Source organism: Chryseobacterium sp. CY350 (assembly GCF_027945075.1).
Taxonomy (GTDB): domain Bacteria; phylum Bacteroidota; class Bacteroidia; order Flavobacteriales; family Weeksellaceae; genus Chryseobacterium.
Genome location: NZ_CP116034.1, coordinates 2,656,421 through 2,668,272 on the forward strand (window position 1 = coordinate 2,656,421; position 11,852 = coordinate 2,668,272).

The following is an 11,852-nucleotide window of genomic DNA, read 5'->3' on the forward strand; positions in this document are numbered from 1 at the left end:
TTAAGACTAAACCATTAAGACTTTCTTAATGGTTTATTTTTCTAAATAAAATCAAGACAAAATGGTTATAAAAACAGCAGAGTTTGTAAAAAGCAGCGGAAAATGGCAGGAATGCCCTGAAGGAACAATGCCCGAATATGCTTTTATCGGACGCTCAAACGTAGGAAAATCATCTTTGATTAACGGGATGCTGAACAGGAAAGATTTGGCAAAAACTTCAGGAACTCCGGGGAAAACTCAGTTGATCAATCATTTTATTATTAATGAAAACTGGTATCTCACTGATTTACCGGGATATGGATATGCAAAGGTTTCGAAAGTGATGAGAAGAGATTTTGAGAAACTCATCAATAATTATATTTTAAACAGAAATAATCTGGTGAATCTTTTTGTTTTAATTGATTCTCGTCATACACCTCAGAAAATTGATCTGGAATTTATTCAATGGTGTGGCGAAAGCGGCGTTCCGTTCTCTATTGTTTTTACAAAAGCCGATAAACTGAAACCCAATATTGTCATTAAAAATGTTGAGGATTATAAAGCTGAACTTCACAAAACGTGGGAAGATCTGCCGGAAATCTACGTGACCTCTGCTGAAAAGAAAACAGGAACAGATGAAATTTTAAGTTTCATTCAAAAAACAAATGAGTTTTTAGCAAACAATAGTGTGACTTTTAATGAGTAATTTGATTTGGAAAATAAAAAGTTTCGAAGAAATCACTACTTCTGAACTTTACGAAATTATAAAAGCGAGAGTAGATGTTTTTGTTGTAGAACAAGACTGCCCATATCCTGATTTGGATGGATACGATCAACAAGCAATTCATCTTTGGGCAGAGCAAGACAAAAGCGTTCTAGCTTATTGCAGACTTTTCAACAAAGGAATAAAATACCCTGAAACTTCCATCGGAAGAGTTTTAACAACTGAAAAAGCAAGGGGAAAAAGTTTAGGCAAACAACTAATACAATACGCTGTTGAAACAATTGAAAATCGTTTTCATACCACTGAAGTGAGAATTTCTGCTCAGGATTATTTGTTGAGATTTTACTCTGGATTTGGTTTTGAAGATACCGGAAAGAAATATTTGGAAGACAACATTCCACATACGGAAATGTTTAGAAAATAATTTATTTAAATACCGAACAGCACTTTTTTTAAAGTGCTGTTTTTTTTAATTATAATCAAAAAAGTTGCTGTAATAAAAACTTTGTATTTCGAAAATAAGTGAAACGCCTTTGTTTACCATAGTATAAACATCCTTTTTGTGAAAAAATCTTTGTTTTTCTTTGCATTAAAATAAACGCAAGGGTAAACAAAAATATTAGAAAACTGTTTTAGATTAAAGATAAACGATGCCACTTCGTTTATCAAAGAAATACAATTATTCAAATTCAATTTATTTAAAGACTTTCATAAGTGGATAACAGACTATAAAAACAAAAAAGAGCCTGGCTTCAAAAACCAGACTCTCCATTTATAAAACAAAAATGTTTAAGGATATTCATTTCTTGCTCGTGTTACCAGACCAACCAAATCTGATCCTCCGCTGGCAAAATTAATACTCGGATTGTGCGCACTTTGAGTCGCAACTGCATAAGGAGAACCATTCCAGTATCCCCAAAACGGACCGCCACTTTGTCCGGGCCAAATATCTGCTTGGTGATTGATGCTTTCGTTATCATCCGGGCTCCAGAAATCTCCATCAAGAGCAATTCCTGTTTGAAAGGTAGGTCTTTGAGTTCCCGTAAGATCTGCAGGATAACCAGCATGAGTAAACGACGCCTGTCCGTCCCAAGAATCTGAATATGATTTTGAACCCAGCCAGCCTGTACTACTGCCGATTGGCCGGTCTAAAACTACTACGACATAATCAAACTGCACTTCAGTTCCGTCAATAGTAGGACCTGCAACTTTATGCTTGTAATACGTTTGAATTCCCCACGCAGTTCCGTAAGGAGCGCTTCCGTTGTAATACATTGGGGTAAATTTCAACCAACCTGTTTGGTTATTGGGTTTCCAATCTATAATATGTGAGCAAGTCAAAAGATGTCGTGGCCCGATCATTACGCCACTTGCGATTCCTAAAGGACTTTCAACTCTTCCTACACAACGCCACGGATAAGCCGTTGAATTGAATACTTTTCTCTGATCCGGTCCGAAAATAGTTCTTGCTCCATTTACTGTAAGAAAATTTTCTCGTTCAATAAATTTCGGTTTTCTATCTTTTTTAGGTTCTAATTTTGGCTGATATTCAAAATCTGCATGAGTTGGGTAGAAATGATCGGTTTCTGTAACCTTATCATCCACAGATTTTTCATTCATTGTTATGGCGACAGATTTCATTCCTTTCGGATAAGCTCTACCATCGATGATTTCCATTTCAGGTTCTTTGTCGGATAATTTTAAATTTGCTGATTTTTCGGCCGATTTTGCTTTGATTGTTTTAAGTCTTAAAACTTCTTCAGCCGTCATTGGGTTGTTGTTTTCGATATTAGACATGATTATATGGTGTTTTAATCAGTTTTTTCCTACTCTTTGGATGGCTTTTCGGATTCCGCCAATGGTTTATAAAAATATTTTTTGTGAGAATTCTGCGGTCACGCTTTCTGTCTGGTTGATTTGTGCTGCATTCATTGCTGCTAAGGCTATAGCAATCTGTTTATCAAGTGTTTTTCTGACAATATTTCCATTCGTAGCACGAAGTATTTTACAGAAATGATAGGTGAAATAACCTCGGATCTGTCCGCTCATGTTTCCTTCCATAGAAACTTGATTATCTTTGGAAGCCGCCCACAATGTATGGTTAAGACCTTCTACCGCAACCAGAGCTTTGGTAGTGAATGTCTGTTTTTTAGAATTTTTAGATAACAGAATTTCGCTTGCATAGGTTGTATAGAATTCATCTTCTAGCATCGGCGGAATGAAACGGGCAGCTTCGTAGGAAAAATCTATATCCAGAGCTAAATTCATCTTTCTTGTTCCGCTTCCGGAATGACAACAATCAAAAATAACTTCCAGATTTACACCAGATTTCAATTTGCTTAAAATTGCTTTAAAATCATCATCACGAATAACTCCTGCACTTGAATAATCGTGCGGACAAATAGCCTCATCTAAACCGTCAATTTCAAGATCTGCGCCTATGTTGGCAACTCTTGTTCCGTGACCGGAATAATAAAACACAAGAGAATCTCCTTTTATACTGTTGGAAACCAAAGACTTTAAATATTTTAAAATATTGGCTCTCGTAGCATTTTGATTGGTCAAAATTTTAATCTGTGCAGGAGCAAACCCGCAAATTACCAGCGTATTGGCCATATCCCGCGCATCGTTGATACATCCGTTCAGATCCGGGCCGCCCGAACCAACTGGCGCATAATCATTGATCCCTACAATTAATGCTTTTTTCATTTTATTAGTTTTTAAATTTCCCTTACTCTGTTTTGGCTTTTCAGGTTCTGCCTTTAACTTTAATTACATGACAAAATTCTGATTTTCAAACACATGAGAATAGAGGAGAAAACCTAATTTATTACAGGAAAATCACCTTTAATGAAAATTGAGAAAAATTTAGACACAAAAAAACCTCATCTTTTTTTGACGAGGATTATTGTTTTTAAAGAACTGACGAGTAATTAGAATGAAAATTACATTGGTAGATTTATCTTTTAATTAATAAAAAAGTTTTAATTATTAAAGATTCGGATTCTCAGAATAATAATTAAGATAAATTATGTTTTAAAGCGAAAAGTACAAGACCCACTCTGTTTTTTATTTCTAATTTCACAAAAACAGAATCTCTGTAACCGTCGATGGTTTTTGGGCTCAGACACATTTTATCAGCAATTTCTTTGTAGGTCAATTCGCTACACGCCAATTTGATGAACTCCTTTTCTCTTTCCTTTAAATCTGATAAAAGTGAGGCATTTTTTGCGTCTTCAGTCTGCACTTTCAGGAGTTTCTGCGCTACAAAATCTGTGTAGAAACTTCCTTTCTCGAAAACCGTATCAATCGCCTGAAAAAGTATCGAAGGCTGCATATCTTTCAGCAAATATCCTTTGGCTCCGGCTTTCAACATTCTGATTAGCACTTTCTCGTCATCTTCCATCGTGAGGGCGATTACTTTGATGTCGGGATGATGCTCTGTAAGCCATTCTGTGGTTTCAATTCCGTTTTTGTATGGCATATTAATATCCATCAAAACAACGGCAGGTAGTTGAGAGACTTTTTCTAAAGCCGTAATAAAATCTTCACCATTTGGCTGATTCATCACCACTTCGTATTTTGGGTTTTCCGCAATCATATTTTCTAATGCTTTCGACATTAAAGTATGATCGTCTACAATAGCAATCGGAATTGTTTTCATGATAAATTTTTATGGTATATGATGGATGTTTTTGTTCCTTCTTCCAGTATTGAACGAATTGAAAATTCTGCGTGAATCAGCTTTGCTCTCAGTTCCATATTTTTCAGTCCGGAACCGTCATTCATTTCTTTTGTATTGAATCCTTTTCCATTATCCGCGATGGTAATTTCCAATATTTCATGATCGTCCTTCAATTGAATGGATACATTTTTGGCTCGCGAATGTTTTAAAATATTATTAATGCTTTCCTGAATAATTCTGAAAAGAATCAAACCATGTTTTGGGGTAATATCAACGTCATGCTTTTCCGTAATGAACTCAATTTTTAGGAGTTTTAATTTTTTTATTCGCTGAATTTCTCTTTCGATAGATTCTACCAATCCAAAATGAATGATCTGCTCGGTAATCAAAGTTTTAGATAAATTTCTGACATCCTGAATGCATTCTCCCAACAACTCGTTTAACTCATTTAATTCTTCTTTTTCACCATTGTTAAGCTTAGTAAGTAGCTGATTTTGTCTCAAACGAACAACGGAAAGTTTTTGTCCCAAATCGTCGTGAAGTTCCTGCCCGATATAATTCAGCGTTTGTTCTTTCATCTCGACTTGAGAAGTTGCCAATTCTTTTTCAAAATGTAAGTCTTTTTCTTTTTGCTCGATTAGTAGCGTTGTTTTTTTTCTAATGAAAATTACATAAACGAAAATCATCGTTAAGACAATGATCAACAGTGTGACCGTAAAAATTATTACCAGTTTGTTTTCTTCCATGTTTAACTGTCAGGTTTGTTTTTCCTTATCTGGTTTATTCCATAATAAGCCGAGAACAATGACTCCGTTGTTGATCAGGTTTAATGAAAATAAAAAAAAGAAATAAATATCGTAAGAAATCGTCGCCCTGAAATATAGGATGGGAATAATCCCGATATAAAAAAGCAATGAACCTGCCGAAATCCAAAATGGCAAATAATTTTTAATCTCAAATATTCTATCTGAATTGAAGGTTTGATAGAGAAATAAAATAATCGAAAATGTCAGCAGAAGTATATTAACATAAAAACTGTTGAATGAAAACTTTTGCAAAAAATCACTTTCTACACAGAACATTATCAACACGTTAACAATAAAAAGCGCTAAAATAATTAACTGAATCTTTTTTAGTAATGAAATGTAGAGTAATTTGTAATAGTAGACTAAGTAGAGAAAAAACATCACAAATATTCCTAGCACATAAAATTGATCTGTCGGTATTTTGGTTATTTCAAAGTAGAAATAGCAAAAAAAGTCAATCGTTGATATCATGATGAATCCTGCGAAAAAAATCATATTAACTTTTTCGATTTTTTTGTATTGAAAACACATCAGGAGCAACACCGCCAACAAAATAGCCATCGATATTTGTTTGCTCAATTCCACATCCCAAACCATCATTCCTATTTTAATTAATTCTCTCGACAATGGCTTTAGGCGGAGGTGCAAGATTCGTCATATTCATTGGTTGAATTGACTCAATTTTTTCGTTATCATCAGTTGATTCTGTTCCCCGACTTTTCATATTTGCATTCGAAGATCTTTCTTTTTTTGCGGTCGGCATGAGGAAGATCGTTTGATATCCCGCATATTCCGGTTTTGCCATTTTATTTACCGGATGGTCAACAGGATATTTTCCCATGTAAATTTTTATTCCAACGTTTTTAAGATTTTGCTTTATGGCACTTTCTTTTACATATTTGATGTATCCTTCCATCTCTTCAATTGTAAAAGAATACCATCTTGAATCTGGCTGTCCGTTTCTGGATGCTGCAAGGATTCTATTATTAGTTTTTGTGTATTCATCAAAAAGAACCTGCGCTTCTTTGTGCGTAATCAGTTTTTTTCTATAGCTGTTATCAACAGGAGTTTCCGGCGTCGGCGGCGTACAACGTACAAATGTGATTGCAATTAAACTTAAAATAAGTACGCAATAAAACGAACTTACATTCTTAAATAAAAAAGGAGTTTTCATGTATAAAAATTTATAAGGTTATGTAACAAAAGTAGTTAACTCTTGATAGATACAAAAGGGGAAAAACACTGTTTTTGGAATTTGCGGTGAAAATAGATTTGTGAATGACAGAAAAGTTAGAAAAGAAGGATTCTACAAGATCCAAAAGAAATGAATGGTTGGAAACTTTTTGTATAATGTAAAACCTAATATTATTAAAAAATTTGAATTTTCTTTATATTTAAAAATTAAAAGAAGCGTTTCTATACAAAAAGGCTCAGATTATAAAATCCAAGCCTTATGTTTTACTTTACACACTTCGTGGGATATTGGCTTATCTCTCTTTTTCTATGCAATTTTCCATTTTCTTATCGAAAATATCAATAGTATCTTGATGTTGATTTACTTTTAATTGACAAATTTCATCTACACCAATATGTTGATATCCAATTCTAAATGATTGATCTACTATCGGAAAATCTGCACTTGCAACATTTTTAAAAATTAGAGAATCATTACAAATAGTATTAAATTGTTGAATTATATTATATTTAGATATTCATTTGTAATCTTCCCAAAAAACAGTATCATTTAAAAATATAGTTTTTAAATTTGGAAGACAATGAAAAACAGTAAATTTTCAGAAGTTCAGATTATTAAGATTTTAGCTGAACAAAATCAAGGTAAAACAGTGAATGAGATCTGCCGAGAGCACGGCATCAGCCAGCCGACATTTTACAAATGGAAGAGTAAATATGGAGGTTTGGATGTGCAGCAACTCTCCAAAATGAAGGAACTTGAAAAGGAACTTTCGCAGTACAAAAAAATCGTAGCGGAACTTACGCTGGAAAATGTGGTGATGAAAGATGTGATCGCAAAAAAGCTTTAACACCTTCCGAGAAGCGGGAACTGGTTGTTTATTCCGGATCAGAATACGGAATAAGCACTCGGAATGCGTGTAGACTTTTTATCATAAACAGTTCGGTATTTTATTACAAGAAGAAGAAGAAGAAGAAGAAGAAAAACAATGAAGACGACAAGATTCGGGAGGAACTATTCTTGCTTGCAAACCAGCACCAGAGCTGGGGATTTTGGACAATGCACCACCGCTTGAGGAATTTGGGTTTTGGATGGAATCACAAGCGGGTTTACAGGATCTACAAATCGATGAAACTGAATCTGAGAAGCAAGCGGAAAAAACGACTTCCGGCAAGGATAAAAGAGCCTTTGCTTCGTCCTATTTATCCCAATGTGACGTGGAGTATGGATTTTATGCACGACACTTTGGAGAATGGTAAAAGCGTGAGAAGCCTTAATATCATTGATGATTTTAACAGAGAAATTTTGAATATTACCATCGATACCAGTTTGCCGTCAGCAAGAGTAGTTTCACAACTGCAACAACTGATCGACTGGCGTGGGAAACCGGAAAAAATAAGAGTTGACAACGGTCCGGAGTTTATTGCTGAAAAACTAAAAGATTGGTGCAGTAAAAATAATATTGTCCTTCATTATATTCAGCCTGGAAAACCAACGCAAAACTCTTTGGTGGAGAGATTCAACAGGACTTTTCGGACAGAATTTTTAGATGTTTATCTTTTTGAAAATATCAAGCAGATGAGAAACTATTCAGAAATCTGGATGTGGATGTACAATAATGAACGTCCTCACAAATCATTGCAATACCTCACGCCAAGGGATTTTTTGTTGAAATATGGAAAACTCAATCAGGGTAATGTAGAAGAGTTTCCCACATTCCAACAAAATTTCAACAACGACAATAATAAATTATTAACAAAAAACTCTACTTTTGAGTGTACCTAAATTGGGTGAGATTACAGTTTTATCATTCCCCAAATACCTGTCCCAATTCTTGAAAAAGGCGATATAGTATTCTCATCTCCTAACGATTTAAAATCGTCATCATCAAACGAGATCTGATTTATTGAGCCTACAGTAATAGCAAAACTACTTTGAGCAGGATTCGCAATTCTACAATATGCTTCATTCAAATAATCAGGATAATTTTTCCCATTTTCTATAAAATGATTAATCCCAAAACCTCTTTCATCACTAATTGAAATATTTCCAGCAGATATTAAAAATAATATATTTTTTTCATTAATAAGTGTATCAATCGTAGCAGCCCAAGATGACATATGCTTAATTCTTGATGGTAAACAAGAATTAACAGAAAGGTTGAATACTCTACAATCTTCATTGTCAGCAATTATTTCCTGCATTAGTTGAGCAGGAAGTTTATCTGTAAGCCTATTGTCTTTATTTAAAATTCTTAGATTTCTAACATAGCAAGGGAGTTGATAAGGATTGGAAACATTACTAATACCGTTTGGGTACAAAATTGCGCCTGCTACACGAGTTCCGTGTCCCCCACCTTTTACATAATCTGCTGTAGAAGTGTCACCAATAATATAAGACTTTGAATTTTCAGAAATTATTGCTGAAGAAATATATTTATTTCCTTCCATAATACCGCTATCGATCACTCCTATTTCAGGAGCGTCTTCCTCTGGCTTAATAATTTCAATTTCGAATATTTCGGATTCTTCGGATTCTGAGTTTACACCCACAATTTCATCAACCTCTGAAACTTCAAAAACAAAAGGGTAATTTAACACTAAGTCCTTTAAGCCCTTTCCATTAATTTCAACTTCACAACAAAAACTATCTTCTAAATCGATAAGATTGCTGGTAACAGTACCGTAGTAATTTATAAACTCTTCAAATTCATCTTGTCTCTCAAGGAATCTATTATCCCGTTCGATTAGTTCTAGCCTATGTTTTTCTAATCTACCTGCATAATGTTGCTTATTTGGATCCGGGGCTTTTGCCATCGGCTTATCGAATGCAACTCCAACCTCTAATTTATAATTAGCATTTTCATCAACACTTTGCCATATAGATTTCAAATAATCAGAAAGTATATGGGCTGGCTTCCATTGATTTCCATCTATAATTTCCCAAAATTCTGCAATTTGACCACCTCCGTGCTCACCATTAAAAAATTTATTTATTTTCTCATCTAAAGATGCAAAACCATCTAAAGATGCTCCGATAATATATCCATCATCTTCTTCAGAAATTATTTCAATTCCAAACTGTTTTAAATCAAAATCATAAAGTATCTTATCGGGATTTATTTTTAGGAAAATTGGTATAATATCTGCATCGATAGGGGCTAAACCGTTGTTTTCTCTGTTGCCAAATTCAGTATACCATCTGTCTTTTAATTGAGAAGTTTTACTGCTCAAATATCTTGAATGTCCAGATTTATTCTGTTTATTTTGCTCTGAATGAGGATTGGGTGTTCCTCCTCCGTGCAAACGAGGCTTCCCGGAAACCTTTTGTAGGAATTGTAGATGGGGAAATTTTTCCATTAAATTATTTGTTAAAAGCTAAGTTTTCTTCCAGTGCTTTGTCCAAATCATTTACAGAAATTTCTTTGCTAGAATTTATAATAGATTTTTTTGCTGCATCATTTGCTATTTTAACAACAAGAGCATATGATAATCCTTGCATCTTAGATGCACATTTACTGAGATCAATCTCTTTATTAAGTCTTAATGCTGAAAATGTTATTTTAAGTAGATCTATGATTTCATTTTCGTTTGGTCTAGGCAATTCAATGATTTCATCAAATCTTCTAAACAAAGCTTTATCTAAACTAGCTTCTAAATTTGTTGTAGCAATTAAAATCCCTTGACCCTTGTACTCTTCTAAAAGTCCTAAAACTATATTAACAATACGATGAATTTCACCAATATCATTAGATTTGGAATCTCTTTGTTGTCCTATAATATCAAACTCATCTAATAATAAAACGCAAGGGTAGTTTTCAATACTTTCAAACAGTTTATTTAGATTTGATGCTGATTCCCCAAGGTATGAAGATATTATTGTATCGAAACGAACTTTATAGAAAGGTAATCCCAAATCCCAAGCAATCCTTTCAGCTGTCATACTTTTTCCACATCCTGAACTACCGTACAAAAGTATTTTTTGACGGGGTCTAAGACCGTGGTGAGCTAATCTTTCTCTTGCTATATATTCCTTTTCAATTCTCAACACTTTTTCTTCCACCGATGGAGCAAGAACCATATCGTGTCTTAAAAAATCATTTTCTATATGAGTCGCTAAAGGTAATTTATACCTTCTATCGGCAGGAATCGAAAAAATATCATCTTTACTTTTTGTGAGTTTTAGTACTGGCGATCTCTGAGGTTCAATAACTTTTGCAAGATTTCCTTCAAGAATCATATCAAGCCTCTCTGCCAATTTCGTATGCCCCTTTTTTCTCTCATCCTCAATAATGGAATAAGCTATCCTTACCAAAGGCTCTTCTTTATTGCCTTCGATAGATTTGAACAATCTTGTAAGTAGTGTTTGGTTCATCTAGATGATATAACTTTCAGATGCAAATTTAAACATTCAAATTTACACTCTAAATATATAAATAATTTTAAGTTTATATTAGAATAAGTTCAGTTATCTATATAAGTAAAGCTTTTAGTGATGTAAGTTCAAAATTAAAACATACATAATATTGAATAAGTAGTAAAAGAATAGATAACATAGTCCCCCTTTTATTCCCCCTTGAAAACAAAAAAGACTGTTAATCAATGATTAACAGTCTTTTTGTGTACCCCAGACGGGACTTGAACCCGTACATCCGAAGATACAGGATTTTAAGTCCTGCGTGTCTACCAATTCCACCACCAGGGCATGGAGTGGAGCGAAAAACGGGACTCGAACCCGCGACCCCAACCTTGGCAAGGTTGTGCTCTACCAGCTGAGCTATTTTCGCATAATTTGTGCGGATGAAGGGACTCGAACCCCCACGCCTCACGGCACCAGATCCTAAGTCTGGCGTGGCTACCAATTACACCACATCCGCATTATTATTGAGTTATTTTAAAGAACTTCTTTCGTTTTTGTGAGTGCAAATATAGGGCAATAATTTGTATTTGCAAGAGTTTTCACAAAAAAAATTATTTTTTTTCAAAATTTATTGGGGAGGCGTTTTTATTACATTTCAATTTACTACTTTTACAAAGTTAATATTTACGATATGGAATTACAAGGAACGGTAAAGAAAATCACTGATGTTCAAACATTTGCGAGTGGTTTTCAAAAAAGAGAAATGGTTATTCTTACGCAGGAGCAATACCCACAGCCAATAAACATTGAATTTTTACAGGATAAAATAAATTTATTGGACGCTCTGAAAGAAGGAGAAAATGTGAAAGTAGGAATCAACATCAGAGGTAGAGAATGGGTTTCGCCGCAAGGAGAAACTAAGTATTTCAATTCTATCACAGGATGGAGAGTAGAAAAAGTGATGGATGGCGGTACGGGTTCTGAACCAACGCAAGCATCTTCTCAACAATCTGCATCACCGGTTTCTAACGAAAATCCTTTTGCTGGAGACGACGATGACGATTTACCTTTTTAACTAAAGCATAAAAACAAATACAATCCCGCTTT

General features: G+C 34.3%; 10 protein-coding genes, 3 tRNA genes and 1 pseudogene. 4 read left to right on the plus strand and 10 right to left on the minus strand.

The genetic code is table 11. The features are described from left to right. Positions 1-61 precede the first annotated feature (61 nt). Complete coding sequence (gene yihA, locus PGH12_RS12270; RefSeq protein ID WP_267596631.1) at positions 62-685, plus strand: ribosome biogenesis GTP-binding protein YihA/YsxC; 624 nt, start codon at positions 62-64, stop codon at positions 683-685. Beyond that, a complete protein-coding gene (locus PGH12_RS12275) occupies positions 678-1,127 on the plus strand; it encodes a GNAT family N-acetyltransferase (RefSeq protein ID WP_267596630.1) in 450 nt (149 codons plus the stop codon). Before yihA ends, PGH12_RS12275 begins: the two co-directional genes overlap by 8 nt. Before the next feature lie 365 nt (positions 1,128-1,492). On the opposite strand, the gene PGH12_RS12280 is transcribed toward PGH12_RS12275, so the two are convergent. The 5 genes from PGH12_RS12280 to PGH12_RS12300 all read right to left on the minus strand — a co-directional run bounded on the left by PGH12_RS12280 (position 1,493) and on the right by PGH12_RS12300 (position 6,368). Beyond that, positions 1,493-2,500, minus strand: coding sequence for a trypsin-like serine peptidase (locus tag PGH12_RS12280; RefSeq protein WP_267596629.1), 1,008 nt, complete (start codon positions 2,498-2,500; stop codon positions 1,493-1,495). 66 nt (positions 2,501-2,566) lie between these two features. After that, positions 2,567-3,412, minus strand: coding sequence for a caspase family protein (locus tag PGH12_RS12285; protein WP_267596628.1), 846 nt, complete (start codon positions 3,410-3,412; stop codon positions 2,567-2,569). 310 nt (positions 3,413-3,722) lie between these two features. After that, complete coding sequence (locus PGH12_RS12290) at positions 3,723-4,367, minus strand: response regulator transcription factor (RefSeq protein WP_267596627.1); 645 nt, start codon at positions 4,365-4,367, stop codon at positions 3,723-3,725. Beyond that, complete coding sequence (locus PGH12_RS12295) at positions 4,364-5,134, minus strand: sensor histidine kinase (protein ID WP_267596625.1); 771 nt, start codon at positions 5,132-5,134, stop codon at positions 4,364-4,366. Before PGH12_RS12295 ends, PGH12_RS12290 begins: the two co-directional genes overlap by 4 nt. 667 nt (positions 5,135-5,801) lie before the next feature. Then, positions 5,802-6,368, minus strand: coding sequence for a hypothetical protein (locus PGH12_RS12300; protein WP_267596623.1), 567 nt, complete (start codon positions 6,366-6,368; stop codon positions 5,802-5,804). 601 nt (positions 6,369-6,969) lie between these two features. Between PGH12_RS12300 and PGH12_RS12305 the strand changes: the two are divergent. Further along, positions 6,970-8,060, plus strand: a pseudogene (locus PGH12_RS12305) (IS3 family transposase); the annotation flags it as partial. A 122-nt stretch (positions 8,061-8,182) separates the two neighbouring features. On the opposite strand, the gene PGH12_RS12310 reads toward PGH12_RS12305, so the two are convergent. The 5 genes from PGH12_RS12310 to PGH12_RS12330 all read right to left on the minus strand — a co-directional run bounded on the left by PGH12_RS12310 (position 8,183) and on the right by PGH12_RS12330 (position 11,262). Then, positions 8,183-9,745 carry a S8 family peptidase gene (locus tag PGH12_RS12310; RefSeq protein ID WP_267596622.1) on the minus strand — a complete coding sequence of 521 codons (1,563 nt, stop codon included), beginning with the start codon at positions 9,743-9,745 and terminating at the stop codon, positions 8,183-8,185. Positions 9,746-9,749: 4 nt separating this feature from the next. Beyond that, positions 9,750-10,760: an AAA family ATPase gene (locus PGH12_RS12315; protein ID WP_267596620.1), complete on the minus strand. Its 1,011-nt coding sequence runs from the start codon at positions 10,758-10,760 to the stop codon at positions 9,750-9,752. Positions 10,761-11,008: 248 nt separating this feature from the next. Continuing rightward, a tRNA-Leu gene (locus PGH12_RS12320) sits at positions 11,009-11,090 on the minus strand. Positions 11,091-11,096: 6 nt separating this feature from the next. Next, positions 11,097-11,172 (minus strand) — tRNA-Gly (locus PGH12_RS12325). Between the two features lie 8 nt (positions 11,173-11,180). Next, positions 11,181-11,262, minus strand: a tRNA-Leu gene (locus PGH12_RS12330). A gap of 174 nt (positions 11,263-11,436) precedes the next feature. On the opposite strand from PGH12_RS12330, the gene PGH12_RS12335 reads away from it, so the two are divergent. Then, positions 11,437-11,820, plus strand: coding sequence for a DUF3127 domain-containing protein (locus PGH12_RS12335; protein WP_229983009.1), 384 nt, complete (start codon positions 11,437-11,439; stop codon positions 11,818-11,820). Positions 11,821-11,852 lie beyond the last annotated feature (32 nt).